Source organism: Aquimarina sp. AD10 (genome assembly GCF_003443715.1).
GTDB classification, from domain to species: domain Bacteria; phylum Bacteroidota; class Bacteroidia; order Flavobacteriales; family Flavobacteriaceae; genus Aquimarina; species Aquimarina aggregata.
Map to the genome: position 1 here is coordinate 1727206 of NZ_CP031965.1, position 18483 is coordinate 1745688.

Below are 18483 nucleotides of genomic sequence, written 5' to 3' on the forward strand. Positions count from 1 at the left end.
GTTTTTAGGCTATAATTTCTTTTGAAGTAAAATCGAACCTGACCATTCCATCCTCATCAATATCTTTTAATTTTATTTGATGTACTGTATTTATATACTCAGGATTCCAGGGCATTTTTACTTTTACATAATTCTCTGTAAAGCCATGTATATATCCTTCCTTATTTTCAGATTCAAAAAGTACTGTTCTTGTCGATCCTAATTGACTTTCATAAAATGCTCTTCTTTTTTTAGCAGACAAACCACGTAACATTTTACTTCTTTTCTTACGAACATTCATCGGGACTACTCCATTCAGATTTGCAGCCACTGTATTATCTCTTTCTGAATATGTAAATACATGTAAATATGAGATATCCAAATCTGATAAAAATTTATATGTGTCTAGGAAATGATCTTCTGTTTCTCCAGGAAAACCAACAATGACATCAACACCAATACATGCATGCGGCATTACTTCTTTGATTTTCTGAACACGATCAACATATAAATCACTAAGATATCGTCTTCTCATTAATTTAAGAATTTCATCATTTCCTGATTGTAAGGGAATATGAAAATGAGGAACAAAAGTTCTTGAATTAGCAACAAAATCGATAGTTTTATTCTTTAATAAATTAGGCTCTATTGAAGAAATTCGTAAGCGCTCAATACCATCTACCGTATCAAGAGCTTCAACCAATTCATAAAAGGTATGTTCATGCTTTTTATTACCAAACTCACCTTTTCCGTAATCTCCTATGTTAACTCCTGTTAGTACTATTTCCTTAATTCCTTTTTCAGAAATCTCTTTTGCATTTTTTAATACATTCTCTAAAGTATCGCTTCTAGAAATCCCTCTAGCTAATGGTATTGTACAATATGTACATTTATAATCACAACCATCTTGAACTTTTAAAAATGCCCTTGTCCTATCACCAATAGAATAACTTCCTACATAAAAATCAGCCTCTTCTATCTCGCAAGAGTGTACCTCTCCAAATTCATTTTTAGACAGATCATTAATATAATCTGTAATTTTAAACTTCTCTGTTGCGCCTAAAACCAAATCAACACCATCTACTGCCGCCAACTCTTCAGGTTTTAATTGGGCATAACAACCCACAGCTGCTACAAATGCATCGGGATTACTTTTTTGTGCCTGTTTTACAATAGTTTTAAATCGCTTATCAGCATTTTCAGTAACAGAACACGTATTAATTACATAGATATCCGCATTATCAGAAAAATCAACACGATCAAAACCTTCATCAGTAAAATTCCTCGCTATTGTGGAAGTTTCTGAAAAATTTAGCTTACATCCTAATGTATAAAAAGCAACTTTTTTCCTCATAAAACAATTTCATATTTCGACATAGGTAGAAATCTCATTATATTTACCCCGCAACTTAATTTTAAGATTAAATTTTAAGCGTGCAAATATACCAACAATAATTCGTTTACTAAAATTGAAAACAAAGCATTTTACTTTTATAATTCGTTATTTAACAATAACTTATATACTGTTTTCTTTAGTTTCTTGCAAAAAATCCTCTCAAAATAATAAAGATTATCTTGTATTTAGATACAATCACCATAATAATGTAAGTTCTTTAGATCCTGCATTTGCCAGAGATATTCCTAATATATGGTCTACCAATCAATTATTTAATAGTCTTGTACAATTAGATGATTCTCTTCATATCATTCCTGATATTGCAAAAAAATGGGAGATTTCTAAAGACATGTTGACGTACACTTTTACCCTGCGCAACGATATAAAATTTCATAAACACAAATTATTTAATACTCAAGACAGTACTCGTACTGTAGTTGCTAAAGATTTTGCATATAGTTTTGACAGACTTATAGATCCTAAAGTAGCCTCACCAGGCAATTGGGTACTTAAAAGTGTAGAAAATTACAAGGCTATTAATGATACTCTTTTCGAGATACGTTTAAAGAAACCCTTTCCTGCCTTTTTAGGTTTAATGAGTATGCGTTACTGTTCTGTAGTACCAAAAGAAATTGTAAACTTTTATGGAAATGAGTTTCGTTCAAACCCCATAGGAACGGGTCCTTTTAAGTTTAAGCTTTGGGAAGAAAATGTAAAATTGGTATTGCGAAAAAACGAACTTTATTTTGAAAAAGATAGTAACGGAAAACAACTTCCTTACCTCGAAGCTGTAGCCATAACCTTTTTACCTGATAAACAGAGTGAATTTTTACAATTTGCGCAAGGTAAAATTGATTTATTGAATAGTCTTGATGCTTCGTATAAAGATGAATTACTAACACCGAGTGGTAAATTACGTGATCAATATAAACAACAGGTACATATTAGTAAAGGTCCTTACCTAAATTCTGAGTACCTTGGATTTTACTTAGATTCGGAAAAAGAAGAAATTCAGTCTATTTTGCTTCGCAAAGCAATCAATCATGGTTTTGATAGAGAAAAAATGATCACGTACCTTAAAAATGGTATTGGGATCCCTGCTATTAATGGTTTTATTCCTAAAGGTATTCCCGGATTTACTAATCGCTCTGGATATGAATATAATCCAGAAAAGGCTCGAAAACTTATTGATAGGTACAAAAAAGAGACTGGTAACGACACACCAATGATCAGAATTGCAACTGATGCCAATTACCAGAGTATATGCGAGTTTATTCAGAGAGAATTAGAAAAAGTAGGGCTAACAATTATAGTTGATGTGATGCCTTCTTCAACTATACGACAAAAGAAATGGGCCGGAAAACTAGAATCCTTTCGAGCGAGTTGGATCGCCGATTACCCAGATGCCGAGAATTTTTTATCACCTTACTATAGTAAAAATCATACTCCAAATGGTCCCAATTACACACATTTTAAGAACGACTATTTTGACTCCTTGTATGAAGAAAGCTTTTTAATAACAGACACCAAACTAAGAGAGCAACACTATTCTAAAATGGATTCTATTATTATTTCTGAAGCTCCAATTGTTCCTTTATACTATGACGAAGTTGTTCGCTTTACACAAAAAAATGTAAAAGGCCTTACAAATAATCCGCAAAATTTCTTGATTTTAAAACGGGTATGGAAAGAAAAGTTTAAGTAAAATTTAAAAAACAAGTGCTTCAGCTGTATTTTTTTGCTTTTTGTCGATTCATTTTTCTTATATTCGCTTTTCATTAGTTAAAATTTAACATTTAAATTAACCCAAATTTTATGAAAAAAATTAATCTAATTTTGCTCGCATCTTTATTTTTAGGAGTAATATCCTGTAGTAGTGATGACGAAAATCCAGACTCAAACCCTAATCAAGTTGATCCAAATCCTGTAGAAGATGTGGTTTTAGAAGCAAATTCGGTTTCTCAAGGCTTAACCGTTGATGGCGCCAATAGAATTACAGGTAATGCTCCTACTCCAACCGGAAATATACCTTTTGCTATTGATGAAACCAATCAATCTGGATTTTTAAATAGTGGATTTGATATCACCTTTGATGCCCCTCAAAATTTTGCAGGAGCATATCTTCAAGTAAGATCAAATGATGGAACTTTTGCTCCAGATTACCTTGATATTCCTTCATCATCTATTAGAGCAGGTAGAAATAAATCTGGAATTTTATCCAAATCCAATCAAAAGATGGATAATGAAGTAGAGATTGATGTAAACTTTGGTAATGACATTCCTCCAGGTAAATTTTGTTATTTGATTTGTATTTATGATGATCAAGGTAATATTAGTGAGCCTGTTGAAGTATGTGTTGAAATTGAAGCTTGGGGTGGAAATTCTGCTCTTGTAGGTACTTGGAATTATACTAAACAAATAGAAAACAGTGTAACCATTTTACCTGGTGAAGAAAGTGATTGTGGAGATGCTACTATAGTATGTGCAAACGAACAAGAATTAGTTATTGATAATGCATATTGCTACGTACTAGAATCTTTCGCATTAACAATTAATAGTGATGGTACTTATGAGTATCGCAGCGATGATACTGAAAAGAATTTTGACTATAGTGCTAGTGTTGAAAATTGTGAAGCTACTTTTGGAGCTGAAGGAAGTGGATACTATATATCAAAAGGTAATTGGGCTTATGACGAAGAAGAAGGTAAATTATCTTTAGTAGAATTTGAATATGTAGAAGCATCAGGAGATCAAATTTTTGACGGAACTCTAGAAGATGGTGAAGTTGATTTTGATGGTGATGTTACTATAGATGGATCTAATATGGTTGTTAAATTTTCGTATGAAGATGACATCGTATATAATGTAGAATTTTTTCTTTCTAAATAACTTTTAAAAATTAAAAAAACGCTATCTATTTATAATAGATGGCGTTTTTTTTTATGCATTATCCTATTTTTAATTTTTACGCCATTGTTTTGTCTCTTCAAAAACATGTTCTAATATTTGCTCTTCCTGTTCGTTAAATTCAAGATTTCTTCGAGACATCACCACTTTTGCTACTTCAAAAGCTTTTCTGGTTAAATAGGTTGTAAAACCAGCGCTCCCACCCCAACTATAACTTGGGATAAAATTACGCGGAAATCCACCACCAAAAATATTTGCGTTTACACCTACAACGGTTCCTGTATTAAACATTGTATTAATACCGCATTTAGAATGATCTCCCATCATTAAGCCACAAAATTGTAGCCCTGTCTTAGCAAAGCCTTCGGTTTCATAACTCCATAATCGTACTGGTGCATAATTATTTTTAAGGTTCGATGTGTTGGTATCTGCACCGAGATTACACCACTCGCCTAACACAGAATTACCTATAAAACCGTCGTGTCCTTTATTCGAAAATCCAAAAATCACAGAATTATTAACCTCTCCTCCAACTTTAGAATGTGGCCCAATAGTAGTTCCTCCATAAATTTTTGCTCCCATTTTTACGGTTGCAGATTCACATAACGCAAAAGGGCCTCTAATCATGCTACCTTCCATGATCTCTGCATTTTTTCCTATATAAATAGGTCCATTACTAGCGTTAAGTGTTGCAAATTCTACAGTAACCCCTTCTTCTAAAAATATTTGTTCTTCTCCTAATATATGATTTGAGCTTGAAAGGGGTTCGCTCTCCCTATCTTTTGTTAATAGATCAAAATCCTGACGAATTGCTTCTTCATTTTTCGAGAAAATATCCCACGTGTGCTGCACAGTCAAGGTTTCTTCTTCAAATTGTAATATATCATACTTATCAAAATCTATTTCTTGCCCTTCTTTAACATAGAAAGCAACTACTTCATCTTTGCAAAAAATAGCTTGATCCGTTTTAAGTTCTTTAATGTGAGCAACAAGTTGATTTGTTGGCAAGTAAGATGCATTAATCATTACGTTATCTTCTAACTCCACCATCGGAAATTTAGCATTAAGATAATCTTCTGTTATGGTAGATGTAGTAAAACCTAGATGCTTTTCCCATTTTTCTCTTATCGTTAAAATACCTATTCGTATTTCTGCTACTGGTCTGGTATATGTAAAAGGCAATAGTGCATTACGTGAAGCACCATCAAAAAGAATATAATTCATGATTTGATTTCAAAAAATTTATAATTCTGAACTACTGCAAAAATAAAGACGTTCATGTTAAAAAGAATACTGTTTAGCTATTTTATTTGTAAAATAAATTTTTGTAAAAAATATAAACCATAAAAAAAGCCTTTCTAAACAGAAAGGCTTTTTAAGATATTGTAAAGCTAAATTATTTTTTGAATTTAGCATATTTGTTTTTGAATTTGTCAATACGTCCTGCAGTATCGATAAGTTTAGATTTCCCAGTATAAAAAGGGTGAGAAGATCTAGATATTTCTAATTTTATCAAAGGATACTCAACACCATCAACTTCTAACGTTTCTTTTGTATCTGCTGTAGATTTTGTTAAAAAAACATCATCGTTAGACATATCTTTAAACGCTACTAATCTATAATTTCCTGGGTGTATATCTTTTTGCATGGTATTATCTTTTCATTTTTCGAGCTGCAAATTTACAATTATTTTTTTAATTGCAAAATATTTTGAAATAAAGAATGTAAAATTTTGAAGGTTATGAAGCTGCTTGAGATTCCTCACAGCCACATGCCCATTTAAAAACCGAACCAAGTGGATTACCATTACTTTCAAGTCCTCCTGAAATTTCACAACAAATACGCCCTTTATTTAGTTTAAAATTATTATCAATTCTGAGATAATCAAATTCACTAGCAATAATAGAGAATTCCTCTGAAGTAAGATTTAATTCTGCTAACTTATAATACAATTGTTGAAATTCTTGTGTTTGTTCTTTAAGAAATTCATCTACCAAAAGATCTAATTCTTCAGGCGTTAAATCACTTATATTTGACTTCCGAGATAACTCATTAATAAAAACCTTGTATTTCTTAGTCTTAACAGCGCTATTATTAAATGAAATTAGAGTCTGTTTTACTACATTCTCTTTCTCTGATAGTAAAATCTCGCTAGATTCTTCTTTTGAACAAGAAATTATGGTAAGCAAAAAAAATCCAACTATAAAAAGTAAATGTTTTTTCATAATTCATAGTTTCGTTAATAAATTTTTATATAATTCTATTTTTGGGTATTCTTAATTTAGTCTAAATTTCACATTTCGATCCAAATCTTGTAAAATCAATTAATTACAAAATTTAGTTTTTTTTAACACTAACCCGCTATTTACACAGGTTAACACCATCTATACACTACGGTTTTACCGTAATACAAAAACGAATATACGATAAAATAACGGAATAGCCCGATGAAGTGCCTTTTTTTCAGTAAAACTGTAACATTTTATTATATTTGTATACTTATCTTTACTAAACAACATAAAAAAGTAGTATGAATGAAACCAGTATACCTGTAAAAAAACATATCCTTAAATACGGATTAATTCTTGGGGTAACTTCTATTTTTTATGGTTTAATTTTATTTTTAACTAAAAATTACACCCAACAAAACTGGGTTAACACTGCTATAACTGCCTTAATTCTTGTTTTAATTGTTGTATATGGTATTTACAAATATAAATCTGCAAATGAAGGTTTTATAAAACTAATAGAAGCTTTAAAAGTAGGCATCGGAATTGCTGTAATAGGAGGTATCATTAGCATAATATCTCATATACTAATAACAAGCGCTATCGAACCAGATATAATAACTCAAACTATTGATATTCAAAAAAATGAGATGATTAAACGTAATCCTAATCTTTCTCAAGAAGAAGTCGATAAAAGTATTGCTTTAATAGAAAAATTTAACTCCCCTTCCATAACAGCAATTTTTGCTTTAATTTGGAATTTATTTGCTGGTTTTTTAATTTCATTAATCAGTGGAGCTATTATGCAGAAACAAAGAAACCCTTTTTAATACGTAATTGGTAATTCTAGTTACTTCTTTTAATCACATTCGATATTACTCTACATCCAACAAAACTTCTTCTATCTAATCAATAATATTAATTTATATTATCACATTGTAACATTTTAGTATCTTTATATACTTATGGTGTATAGATAATCAAAACAGATAACAAATGGAAAATGATCAAGCATCTACTAAGAAAATTATTATTAATTATGGCGTAATCCTAGGTGTCCTATCCGTCTTAATGGGAGTTGTAATATACATCATGGATGGATATGCCGAACAAAACTGGATACATACTGTAATTGGTTTGGCTATCATAGCAGGTGTTATTGTATATGGTATCAAAGCATTTAAAACCGTAAATGGTGGATTTCTTAAACTTGGCGAAGCTATAAAAGTAGGTATTGGTATTGCACTTATTGGAGGAATTATTGGTGTGGTTTGGACCATTCTACTAATGAACGTTATAGAACCAGGTATTGTTGACCAAATCAATGATGTACAACGTGAACAAATGTTAGAACGTTTTCCTGATATGCCAGAAGAACAGCTAAATCAAAGTTTAGAAATGGCTAAAAAATTCACTTCGCCTTATATCATTTCTGCATTTGCATTAATATGGAACCTATTTATGGGACTTATCATTTCTGTTATTGCGGGATTTGCGATGCAAAGAAAACAAGATTTACATTAAGCCCACACTTACATATCAAAATATAAAAATGGATTACAAAAAAATGTAATCCATTTTTTTTTGTAATCTTTTTACAAATCTCTCATTTGGTATATTAAAAACCAATATCGCTTTTCAGTATTTATCCAGGTTTCATTTTTTATCATATCATATCCATTTTAGCTTAATACCATCATCTACATTTTGGAGTATTATGATCACGTTACATGTTAAGTTTATCCATATATCCAACGAAATTTCCTCGTTGAAAACAAAATACAACCCCATATAAAATCAAAACTGAGTCAAAAACACAACACCTTAATAATCAATTTATTAACCAGAAAAATGCAATGTAAAAGCAAGTCTAATTTTATAAAAAACGACCTATTACTCTTGTGTTTTTGATTGTATTCCTTATACATTTGTGATGAACAAGCAACTCATTAAATTTTATATCAATTCAATAAAAGATGCTTTTCTACTATATCATTTCAAGAAGGTAAACTTAAAACTATGGCGTTAAAAAGTGAACAAGAAATCATAGACGGAATTATGTTAGGAGACGAAATTACTTTAGCCTCATTTTATCGTCAACATTTACCCTACATAAAAAATCATATTCTAAAAAAAGGAGGATCTAAAGAAGATGCCGAGGATATTTTTCAGGATGCACTATTGGTAATGTATTTAAAGTTAAAATCAAACGATACATTAATAAGTACTACTATTGGAGCCTATTTTTATGGTGTTTGCAAAAACTTATGGTTAAACCGCTTACGAAAAGAACGAAAGTGGTTAATGGCCGATATCCTTGCCGATGATTTTAAAGATCCCCAAACAGCGATAACAGATCAAATACAACAAAAAGATCGTAAAAAACTCTTCAACACCTATTTTTCTACTTTGCATACCAGTACAAAACAATTGTGGAGTCTTTTTTTTGAAGAAAAAAACAGTAAAGAAGTATCACTAGCAATGGGATATACCGAAAAATATGTACGGAAAAAGAAATGCGAAACCAAAAAAGAGCTTATTCAAACTATATCTAAAGATCCATTATATAAGGAATTGGCAGATACCTAAGAAAAATTAAATGTTTTTTAGTTTTTTAATAAAAGATGAAGGATAAATTCCTGTTTTTTTATGAAACGCTTTTGCAAAAGATTCACTGCTCTTGAACCCTATTTCTTCAGAAATACCTTTAATTGAATATAACCGAAACTTTTTATCATCTTTTAATCTCTCTATAGCATATCCAATCCTAAGGTCATGCAAATAACCAGAAAAACTTTTTTGTTTATAGATATTAATGATCTTAGAAAGATAAGTTGAATTAGTATTTAATTCTTTTGATAAAACTTGAAGACTATATTTTTTATCTAAATAACGCTTACTCTTTTCAAAATCTTTTATCCCATTTAAAATTCTTTCTATAACTTCTTCTGAGATATTTAAATCATTAAGTTGATCTTCATTATTTTTTTTAAGTTTTGTTTCGTTTTCTTTTATTTTATTCGTGTGGGAAACTATAGCCCTAAAACTTTTTTGATACCGCTTTCGATCGTTATAAAAATAAACTAAAAATGCTATAAATATAATAAACAGAAAAGTTGAAAAAACCATCAAACCTCTTAATAGCATATTTTCATCATTAAGTTCAGATAATTTAATATCCTTTTTAGTAACTATTGAAGAAGTATCATATTCTTTAAGCATCTTTGTAACCGAACTCGTATAAACAGTCTTATATGTACTATCCAGTGTAATTTTCCTTTTAGAATACCTAGATTGCCTTTCGTAGTGTTTTCTTTTTCTATAGTAATTACTCAAAATATCATAACCTTCCATCATATTTGGTAATATCTCCTTACGAATTTGAACAATAGAATCCATTTTAAGAAAGTAATTAATACTTTTCTCTTTTAAACGAATTTCTGAATATGCTTTTCCTAAATAAAAGTAAGATACTGATAAATTCAACGAGTCCTTTTCATATTTAAAAGACGGTAACACTTTTGTAATGCTATCAATAGATTGTTTATGGTTCTTTTTATAATAATTAGTTATTCCAGAATTAAGTACAAATAAATTATAAAGTTGTTTATCCTTATTATTTAATGATTCTTGAACACCTAGTTTGTTATAATACGTAGCAGAATCCAACTCACGCATATGATTAAACTCTCTAGCCAAATACAACATATCTCGACAGCTCTCTTCTAAATCATTCTCATAAGAATACATATAACATTCTTTAAAAATACGAAAGGCTTCCTTATGCTGACCAATCTTACTCCTAAGTTTCCCTATAGAATGATTACAATCATACAAGATCCTTGTATTTGATCTTTCTAATGCCAGAAAATTAGCCCTTTTATAATTATCAAATGCTACTTTAAAAAGACTTTTTTGCAAAAAATAGTCTCCTTTCATTAAATATGCTCTAGCTGGATATTCCTTGTTTTTTAATTCCTTAGTTAAATCTATAATACTATCCGCATAACTAAGAAAGATTTCATCTTTACATAAATGAGCCATCAAAAAATAACCATGCGCAACGTTCAGTTTTTCGTTTTCAATTTTTCCTTTTTCTAAGTATGCACTAGCATACATAAAGGCTTTTTCTTGATTATCATCACGATTCTGATAAAATCTTTCATATAGATGAAAATAGTTTTTCGACAACAGAGTATCTTCTAGCTTAATATCAATTTCTTGAGAACACAAACAAAAAGGTACTAGGAAAAATAATACTCTTATCATTATTTTTTAATATATGGAAGTCAGTTTTTAAGCCAATATAATAATTTAATACACTAATAAGTCAGCTAGTTTTTCTAAAGCTAAAAACAAAAAAAACAACACCTTGAATATAAGTGTTTTAAAAAACATTATTCTTTAAAGATCCTATTCACTTTTATAAGAAACAATTCGCTTTACCTATTTTTAATTAATAAATCAAAACACATTTGCAATAGTCACCTTACACAAACCAGTTAAGTAAAAACTGTAAATACAATATTAAAGACTAATTATGAAAAGGTTATTAGAATATATAAATGACCATGAAAACTTATGCGAAATTATATTTGGAGATAAAATTATTTTAGCTTCGCTACGTCATCAACACTTACTATGTACAAGAAATATTCTTGAAAAAAAAATTGTTTAAAAAAAGAATCATAATAATGAAAAAAAACAATACTTCTATAATAAAGCAAAGTACTAAACATGGAATACTTCAAGGTTTATTAATTATCATAACAACTAGTTTTAAGGACCCCTATGACCTTGACCCGCATTGGATTTTTTTTTACGTACAATTGTTTGTTCTTATTATACCAATTTCTTATAGTATATATAATTACAAAAAATTAAATAGTGGTTTCCTTAAACTAAAACAAGCCATAAAAATAGGGCTTATCATTTCTCTAATTGGTGCAATTATAGAGGTTTTTTGGACAATAATACGTTTAAATATTATTTACCCCGACTGGCTCAATTACCGTATGGATATTAATCGTGACCAAATGTTTCAAAATAATCCAGATATGTCAATTAAAAAAATTAATGAAGAAATAGAATGGGCTAAAAAAATTAGCTCTACTTATGTATATTTGGCTGTTATAATTCTGAACTTATTTCTAGGGTTCGTTATTTCCTTAGTAACTGGAGTTATTATCTATAAGAAAAAAGAAACATGAATCTTTTCTTGAATTAATGGCTAACAACAATCCTTCTATAGTAAAACAGAGTATTAAATTTGGAGTAATTCAAGCGTGCTTAAGCATTCTACATAGTATTACCCTCAACATAACAGATATTAATCTATCTAAAAAAACTAACACCCTCGTTAATTTGCTTATTCTTATCATTCCCATATTTTACGGAATTTATAAGTACAAAAACACAAATAATGGTTTTCTAAAATTAAAAGAAGCTATAAAGGTAGGATTCATTATCTCTTTAATTGGAATAATGATAACTATGATTTGGATTATTTTTGAATATAATGTACTTGAACCAGGAAAGCTTGATCAATTAATGGATAAAGAAAAAGATGAAATTCTTTTAAACAATATGGACAAGTCTTTTGAAGAAATAAATCGAAGTATTGAATTTGCTAAAAAATTCAGTGTTCCGGGATACTTAGGCTCTTCGATACTAGTTATTGCTCATATCTTTTCTGGACTTATTATCTCCTTAATAGTTGGAGCCGTAATTCATAAGAAAAAAGAGCTTTAAACAAGCAATAATAAATTAGGAAACTGTACATATCCCAACTTATAACATTTTACTATATTTGAATATTGGTTTCTTTTTTGTTTTACGTCTGTGATGTTATTCAAAATCATAGTAGTGCTAGAAAGAAGCTTATCTTAAATTTATCTATGAATATATCTGTGGTCATACCGCTGCTTAATGAGCAGGAATCACTTAGCGAATTATACAATTGGATTGCAAAAGTTATGCAATCCAATTCTTTTTCTTATGAAATTATCTTTATCGATGATGGTAGTACCGATAAATCCTGGAGTACCATCACCCAACTCTCAGAAAAAGATAACAATGTAAAAGGAATACGATTTCTTAAAAACTTTGGAAAATCTCAAGCATTACATGCAGGTTTTGACGCAGCTCAAGGTGATGTTATCATTACTATGGATGCCGATTTACAAGATAATCCAGAAGAAATCCCTGAAATGTATGATCTTATAGTTAACGAAAACTATGATCTTATTTCGGGTTGGAAAAAGAAACGATATGATTCTGTAATTGCTAAAAATTTACCCTCAAAGTTATTTAATGCAGCTGCACGAAAAACCTCGGGAGTAAAACTTAATGATTTTAATTGTGGTCTTAAAGCGTATAAAAATATTGTTGTTAAAAATATCGATGTGCATGGCGAGATGCATAGATACATCCCTGTTTTAGCAAAAAATGAAGGCTTTTCTAAAATTGGTGAAAAAGTAGTACTTCACCAAGCTCGAAAATACGGTAGTACAAAATTCGGAATGAGTCGTTTTATTAATGGCTTTCTAGACCTAGTCACCATTTGGTTTATGTCCCGCTTTGGTAAAAGACCCATGCACTTTTTTGGATTAATTGGTACCATATTGTTTATTATAGGTTTTTGCTTTGCTTTATATTTAGGAATAGACAAACTATTTATTGAAACCAAAGGTAGATTAATAGCACAAAGACCAGAATTCTATATTGCTCTTACAGCAATGATATTAGGAACACAATTTTTTCTTGCAGGATTTCTGGGAGAAATTATATTAACAAGTAAAAGAGATAAAAAAAGATATAACATCTCAGAAAAAATACATTTATAATCTCGGTAAACAAACTAAGCATTGTCAAGTAAGCATTACCCCATTTTTTTAGTATTTATCCTAGAAATTATATAGTATTTTTGCAATTTAAAACCATATAACATGCAAGTCGTAGCTTCTGAAATTAATAAAAGAGTCAGTGAATGGCAAACCGATACTTTTGATAAGAAAACTCAAGAGGAAATTGAAAATTTAAAAAACACAAACCCAGAAGAGTTAACTGAGAGTTTTTATAAAGATTTAGAATTTGGAACCGGTGGTATGCGTGGTGTAATGGGGATTGGAACCAATAGAATCAATAAATATACTTTAGGAAAAAGTACACAAGGATTAAGTAATTACTTACAAACACAATTTACTGGAGAAGAAATTAAAGCTGTTATTGCTTATGATTGTAGACATAATAGTGACACACTAGCGCAAATAGTAGCAGATGTATTTTCTGCAAACGGAATTAAGGTTTTTCTATTTTCTAGCCTACGTCCAACTCCAGAGTTATCATTTGCCGTAAAAGAACTCGATTGCCATTGTGGTATTGTATTAACAGCAAGCCATAACCCTCCAGAATATAATGGCTATAAAGTATATTGGCAAGATGGCGGGCAATTGGTACCACCCCAAGATGGAGAAATTATTACTGAAATAAATGCATTACAATATTCTGATATAAAATTTCAGGCAAATACAAGCCTTATTAAGAAAATAGATTCTGAAATAGACTCTGTTTTTATTGATCAAAGTGTTAAAAACGGGAGTTTTGCTGCAGATCAAGAAGCTAAAGACAATACAACGATTGTTTTTACCTCTTTACATGGTACATCTATTACTGCTGTTCCTGAAACATTAAAAAAAGCAGGATATCAAAACGTACATATTGTAAAAGAACAAGAAGTTCCTGATGGTAATTTTCCTACTGTAAAATCTCCAAATCCAGAAGAACCAGAGGCGTTAGCAATGGCTATGCAACTCGCCAAAGAAGTAAACGCTGATATTGTAATTGGTACAGATCCTGATTGTGATCGATTAGGAATTGCAGTTCGCAATACTAAAGGAGAGTTACAGTTGCTAAATGGTAACCAAACCATGATTGTAATGACATGGTTCTTACTAGAACATTACAAAAATAAGAAAGGATTATCCGGTAACGAGTTTGTAGCTTCTACAATTGTTTCGACTCCTATGATGAGAAGTCTTTCAAATGCATATGGTGTTGAATACAAAGAGGTATTAACTGGTTTTAAATGGATTGCAAAGCTCATAAAAGACTTTCCTGAAAAGCATTTTATTGGTGGTGGTGAAGAAAGTTTTGGCTTTATGGTCGGGGACTTTGTTAGAGATAAAGATGCTGTTACCTCTACCTTATTGGCATGTGAAATTGTTGCTTTTACCAAATCAAAAGGTAGTTCTTTCTATACCACTCTACTTGATTTATACGTTAAACATGGTTTCTATAAAGAGAACTTAGTATCCTTAGTAAAAAAAGGGATTGATGGTGCTGCAGAAATCAAAAAGACGATGATTGATTTAAGAAATAACCCACCTAAATTTATCAATGAAGAAAAGGTAGTATTAATTGAAGATTACCAAACTAGTATTGCTACAAATATTCAAGATCATACCGAAAAAAGTATCGATGTACCTAAATCAAACGTACTTATATTTTATACAGAAGAAGGGAGTAAAATAGCTGCTCGACCAAGTGGAACAGAACCAAAAATCAAATTTTACATGAGTGTTCAGGGGACATTAACGACTATCGATGACTTCGAAAATACACAACAACAATTGGATGACAAAATAGTCGCCATTAAGAAAGATTTAAATTTAACTTAACCAATGGCTTGGCCATTACAAATAATTAATGAATTACTTTAAACAAATTCTTCGCTTTGCGAGACCTTATAGAATATATGCTATACTAAATATAATTTCTAATATTTTCTATGCACTTTTTGGTACATTAGCAATGGTATCTTTATTTCCTATGCTAAATGTATTATTTGGTAATACTGTACCTGTAAAAGTAGAACCTAAATGGGAAGGTATCCTTAAGGTGAAAGAATACTCAGAAAATTACCTCAATTTTTTTGTCACTCAAAAAGCCGAAGAAGGGAATCAGGACGTACTTATTTTCATGGTAATTCTTGTTATTAGTATGTTTTTTCTGAAAAATATATTTAGCTATATGGCTATGTATTTTATAACATTTTTAAGAAATGGTGTTTTAAAAGATATTAGAGAAGAGCTTTATGAGAAAACTATGGATTTACCACTCTCCTACTTTTCTGAAAAAAGAAAAGGAGATACTATTGCAAGAATTACTACTGATGTTCTAGAAATACAACATTCATTTTTATCTATACTGGAACTTATAGTAAGGGAACCTTTAATGATTCTGTTTACCATATTTGCAATGTTATTGATAAGCCTTAAACTTACCATATTTGTATTCATATTTATACCTGTATCTGGTTTTTTAATTTCTCTTATTGGTAAAAAGTTAAAAAAACATTCAGATAATGTGCAGAAAGAGCAAGGCTATTTCTTAAGCATCATTGAAGAAACCCTAGGAGGTTTAAAGGTTATTAAAGGATTTAATGCAGAGCATATCTTTGGTGGTAAATTTAAAGAATCTACTACTAGGTTTTTTAAATATGGAAACTCATTGGCAAATCGCCAAAACTTAGCATCTCCAACTAGTGAATTTTTAGGCATTACTGTTATTGCGATATTATTATGGTACGGTGGACAAATGGTGTTAATAGAAAAATCTTTAGCTCCAGGTTTGTTTATTGTTTACATGGGACTGGCATATAATATTCTCACACCAGCCAAAGCAATTTCTAAGGCCAGTTATGGTGTGAAACGAGGTAATGCCGCGGCAGAACGTGTTCTTGAAATATTAAATGCATCTTCACCTTTAGAGGATAAACCTGATGCTACACATAAAGTAGACTTTACATCAGATATATCTTTAGAGAATATTTCGTTTAAATATGAAGATGAATATGTTCTTAATGATTTTTCTTTGGTAGTTCCTAAAGGAAGTTCTGTAGCCCTTGTTGGACAATCCGGAAGTGGTAAATCCACTATTGCCAATTTAGTTACTCGTTTTTATGATGTGAATAAAGGAAGTATTAAGATTGACAACTTTGACATTAAAAACCTTACAAAGAAATCGTTACGAGATCTAATGGGCCTTGTAACACAAGATTCAATTCTTTTTAATGATACAATTAAAAAGAATTTATTGATAGGACGTGAAAATGCAACAGATAAAGAAATAATAGAAGCTCTTAAGGTTGCTAATGCTTGGGAGTTTGTAAAAGAATTACCTAAAGGAATTGAGACCAACATTGGAGATAGTGGTAATAAATTAAGTGGTGGGCAAAAACAACGATTATCAATCGCAAGAGCAGTCCTAAAAAATCCACCTATAATGATTCTAGATGAAGCTACTTCTGCTTTAGATACAGAAAGTGAGCGATTGGTACAATCGGCTCTAGAAAACATGATGAAAAACAGAACAAGTATAGTTATTGCCCATAGACTATCTACTATACAAAATTCAAATTTAATCGTTGTATTGCAAAAAGGAAAAATAGTTGAAAAAGGAACTCATGAAGAGCTTATATCCAAAAATGGGGTCTATCAAAAATTAGTAACAATGCAATCTTTTGATCAATAAACACAGGTAAATCAATATTTACAAAACAAAAAAGAGTGCCTCCGCACTCTTTTTCTTCACACAAATCATCTTAATTTAGGGGCTTACTCTAAAAATTAAAACTCACTCTTATTAAAAGCTTTCATCTTGGGGAGAATGAAAGCGTTAATTCTTTATTACAATGTAAAGATACTATTTATTTTTAATTACACAAACAAAAAACGTATTTTATCTAAAAAAAGTAGATTTCATCTAATAAATATATCAATAAACATAATTTTTATAAGTATTTTCTTACAAATTTTAAAATTATTAAAATACTGTAAACTAAAAAAGAGTGCCTCCGCACTCTTTTTCTTCACACAAATCATCTTAATTTAGGGGCTTATTCTAAAATCAAAACTCACTCTTATTTAAACTTTTCATCTTGGGGGAAATGAAAATATTAATTCTTTATTACAATGTAAAGATACTACTTATTTTCAATTATCCAAATAAAAAATGTATTTTATCTAAAAATAACACATTTGATCTGTAAAAATTAATTTTTATTATTAATAAAAGTAATACTTTTCTTACTTATTAAAAAATATACAAAAACAAAAAAGAGTGCCTCCGCACTCTTTTTCTTCACACAAATCATCTTAATTTAGGGGCTTATTCTAAAATCAAAACTCACTCTTATTAAAACTTTTCATCTTGGGGAGAATGAAAATATTAATTCTTTATTACACTGTAAAGATACTACTTATTTTCAATTATCCAAATAAAAAATGTATTTTATCTAAAAATATCACATTTCATCTGTAAACATTAATTTTATTATTAATAAAAGTAATACTTTTCTTACTTACTTAAAAATACACGAAAACAAAAAAGAGTGCTTCCGCACTCTTTTTCTTCACACAAATCATCTTAATTTAGGGGCTTACTCTAAAAATTAAAACTCACTTTTATTAAAAACTTTTCATCTTGGGGAGAATGAAAATATTAATTCTTTATTACACTGTAAAGATACTACTTATTTTCAATTATCCAAATAAAAAATGCTTTTTATCTAAAATAAATGCGTTTTAATAAAGATTATAACCAAATATTACCAAAAATAGTAGTCTATTTCCTACTTTTAGAAAAATACAAGACTATATAACATTATGGTATAACCATAAAAAAAGAGTGCTTTCGCACTCTTTCTCTTCACACAAATCATCTTAATTTAGGGGCTTACTCTAAAATTAAAACTCACTTTTATTAAAACTTTTTCATCTTGGGGAGAATGAAAATATTAATTCTTTATTACACTGTAAAGATACTACTTATTTTTAATTATCCAAATAAAAATGCTTTTTATCTGTATAAATATTCGTTTAATCTTTATTTTTGTTTTAATTCCTACAAATTCTTACAATAATTGTGATTTAATTTATTTACTATATTCAATTAAACCTTTTTTAATTAAAT

Annotated in this window: 15 protein-coding genes; 10 read left to right on the forward strand and 5 right to left on the reverse strand. The window is 29.7% G+C overall.

Going from position 1 to position 18483, the window contains the following annotated elements:
• Window positions 1-4: 4 nt before the first annotated feature.
• Window positions 5-1333, reverse strand: coding sequence for a tRNA (N(6)-L-threonylcarbamoyladenosine(37)-C(2))-methylthiotransferase MtaB (gene mtaB / locus D1816_RS07365; RefSeq protein WP_118501910.1), 1329 nt, complete (start codon window positions 1331-1333; stop codon window positions 5-7).
• Window positions 1334-1448: 115 nt separating this feature from the next.
• On the opposite strand from mtaB, the gene D1816_RS07370 reads away from it, so the two are divergent.
• Both D1816_RS07370 and D1816_RS07375 read left to right on the forward strand, forming a co-directional pair.
• On the forward strand, window positions 1449-3080 hold the full coding sequence (locus D1816_RS07370; protein ID WP_233565252.1) for an ABC transporter substrate-binding protein: 1632 nt from the start codon (window positions 1449-1451) through the stop codon (window positions 3078-3080).
• 110 nt (window positions 3081-3190) lie between these two features.
• Entirely contained in the window at window positions 3191-4264 is a 1074-nt protein-coding gene (locus D1816_RS07375; protein ID WP_118501912.1) for a hypothetical protein, read from the forward strand.
• A gap of 69 nt (window positions 4265-4333) precedes the next feature.
• Here D1816_RS07375 and D1816_RS07380 read toward each other — a convergent pair whose 3' ends face one another.
• The 3 genes from D1816_RS07380 to D1816_RS07390 all read right to left on the reverse strand — a co-directional run bounded on the left by D1816_RS07380 (window position 4334) and on the right by D1816_RS07390 (window position 6507).
• The gene (locus tag D1816_RS07380; protein ID WP_118501915.1) at window positions 4334-5506 is read right to left on the reverse strand and encodes a GlmU family protein; all 1173 of its coding nucleotides are present in this window, start codon (window positions 5504-5506) and stop codon (window positions 4334-4336) included.
• 172 nt (window positions 5507-5678) lie between these two features.
• A complete protein-coding gene (locus tag D1816_RS07385; protein WP_066318090.1) occupies window positions 5679-5930 on the reverse strand; it encodes a type B 50S ribosomal protein L31 in 252 nt (83 codons plus the stop codon).
• Window positions 5931-6021: 91 nt separating this feature from the next.
• Window positions 6022-6507 carry a hypothetical protein gene (locus D1816_RS07390; RefSeq protein ID WP_118501917.1) on the reverse strand — a complete coding sequence of 162 codons (486 nt, stop codon included), beginning with the start codon at window positions 6505-6507 and terminating at the stop codon, window positions 6022-6024.
• A 305-nt stretch (window positions 6508-6812) separates the two neighbouring features.
• On the opposite strand from D1816_RS07390, the gene D1816_RS07395 reads away from it, so the two are divergent.
• The 3 genes from D1816_RS07395 (at window position 6813) to D1816_RS07405 (ending at window position 9099) form a co-directional block, all read left to right on the forward strand.
• Window positions 6813-7340: a DUF4199 domain-containing protein gene (locus tag D1816_RS07395; RefSeq protein ID WP_118501919.1), complete on the forward strand. Its 528-nt coding sequence runs from the start codon at window positions 6813-6815 to the stop codon at window positions 7338-7340.
• Window positions 7341-7506: 166 nt separating this feature from the next.
• Window positions 7507-8034 (forward strand): DUF4199 domain-containing protein, encoded by a 528-nt coding sequence (locus tag D1816_RS07400; protein ID WP_118501921.1) that lies wholly within the window; start codon window positions 7507-7509, stop codon window positions 8032-8034.
• Window positions 8035-8529: 495 nt separating this feature from the next.
• Entirely contained in the window at window positions 8530-9099 is a 570-nt protein-coding gene (locus D1816_RS07405) for an RNA polymerase sigma factor (RefSeq protein ID WP_118501923.1), read from the forward strand.
• Between the two features lie 6 nt (window positions 9100-9105).
• Here the strand turns inward: D1816_RS07405 and D1816_RS07410 are convergent, their stop codons facing one another.
• Complete coding sequence (locus D1816_RS07410) at window positions 9106-10779, reverse strand: AraC family transcriptional regulator (protein ID WP_118501925.1); 1674 nt, start codon at window positions 10777-10779, stop codon at window positions 9106-9108.
• A gap of 425 nt (window positions 10780-11204) precedes the next feature.
• Between D1816_RS07410 and D1816_RS07415 the strand changes: the two genes are divergently transcribed.
• The 5 genes from D1816_RS07415 (at window position 11205) to D1816_RS07435 (ending at window position 17043) form a co-directional block, all read left to right on the forward strand.
• Window positions 11205-11720, forward strand: coding sequence for a DUF4199 domain-containing protein (locus D1816_RS07415; RefSeq protein WP_118501927.1), 516 nt, complete (start codon window positions 11205-11207; stop codon window positions 11718-11720).
• A gap of 16 nt (window positions 11721-11736) precedes the next feature.
• Window positions 11737-12261, forward strand: a complete 525-nt coding sequence (locus D1816_RS07420) for a DUF4199 domain-containing protein (protein ID WP_118501929.1) — start codon at window positions 11737-11739, stop codon at window positions 12259-12261.
• 146 nt (window positions 12262-12407) lie between these two features.
• Entirely contained in the window at window positions 12408-13355 is a 948-nt protein-coding gene (locus D1816_RS07425; RefSeq protein ID WP_066318101.1) for a glycosyltransferase family 2 protein, read from the forward strand.
• A 102-nt stretch (window positions 13356-13457) separates the two neighbouring features.
• Complete coding sequence (locus tag D1816_RS07430; protein ID WP_118501931.1) at window positions 13458-15188, forward strand: phospho-sugar mutase; 1731 nt, start codon at window positions 13458-13460, stop codon at window positions 15186-15188.
• Window positions 15189-15216: 28 nt separating this feature from the next.
• On the forward strand, window positions 15217-17043 hold the full coding sequence (locus tag D1816_RS07435) for an ABC transporter ATP-binding protein (protein WP_118501933.1): 1827 nt from the start codon (window positions 15217-15219) through the stop codon (window positions 17041-17043).
• The last annotated feature ends 1440 nt before the right edge of the window (window positions 17044-18483 follow it).

What these genes read in the sequence shown, in the direction of transcription:
- D1816_RS07430 (WP_118501931.1), top strand. Translation starts at nt 13,458, where the DNA reads ATGCAAGTCGTAGCTTCTGAAATTAATAAAAGAGTCAGTGAATGGCAA.
- D1816_RS07385 (WP_066318090.1), bottom strand. Translation starts at nt 5,930, where the DNA reads ATGCAAAAAGATATACACCCAGGAAATTATAGATTAGTAGCGTTTAAA.
- D1816_RS07395 (WP_118501919.1), top strand. Translation starts at nt 6,813, where the DNA reads ATGAATGAAACCAGTATACCTGTAAAAAAACATATCCTTAAATACGGA.
- D1816_RS07405 (WP_118501923.1), top strand. Translation starts at nt 8,530, where the DNA reads ATGGCGTTAAAAAGTGAACAAGAAATCATAGACGGAATTATGTTAGGA.
- D1816_RS07410 (WP_118501925.1), bottom strand. Translation starts at nt 10,779, where the DNA reads ATGATAAGAGTATTATTTTTCCTAGTACCTTTTTGTTTGTGTTCTCAA.
- mtaB (WP_118501910.1), bottom strand. Translation starts at nt 1,333, where the DNA reads ATGAGGAAAAAAGTTGCTTTTTATACATTAGGATGTAAGCTAAATTTT.
- D1816_RS07435 (WP_118501933.1), top strand. Translation starts at nt 15,217, where the DNA reads ATGAATTACTTTAAACAAATTCTTCGCTTTGCGAGACCTTATAGAATA.
- D1816_RS07425 (WP_066318101.1), top strand. Translation starts at nt 12,408, where the DNA reads ATGAATATATCTGTGGTCATACCGCTGCTTAATGAGCAGGAATCACTT.
- D1816_RS07390 (WP_118501917.1), bottom strand. Translation starts at nt 6,507, where the DNA reads ATGAAAAAACATTTACTTTTTATAGTTGGATTTTTTTTGCTTACCATA.
- D1816_RS07415 (WP_118501927.1), top strand. Translation starts at nt 11,205, where the DNA reads ATGAAAAAAAACAATACTTCTATAATAAAGCAAAGTACTAAACATGGA.
- D1816_RS07380 (WP_118501915.1), bottom strand. Translation starts at nt 5,506, where the DNA reads ATGAATTATATTCTTTTTGATGGTGCTTCACGTAATGCACTATTGCCT.
- D1816_RS07400 (WP_118501921.1), top strand. Translation starts at nt 7,507, where the DNA reads ATGGAAAATGATCAAGCATCTACTAAGAAAATTATTATTAATTATGGC.
- D1816_RS07420 (WP_118501929.1), top strand. Translation starts at nt 11,737, where the DNA reads ATGGCTAACAACAATCCTTCTATAGTAAAACAGAGTATTAAATTTGGA.
- D1816_RS07375 (WP_118501912.1), top strand. Translation starts at nt 3,191, where the DNA reads ATGAAAAAAATTAATCTAATTTTGCTCGCATCTTTATTTTTAGGAGTA.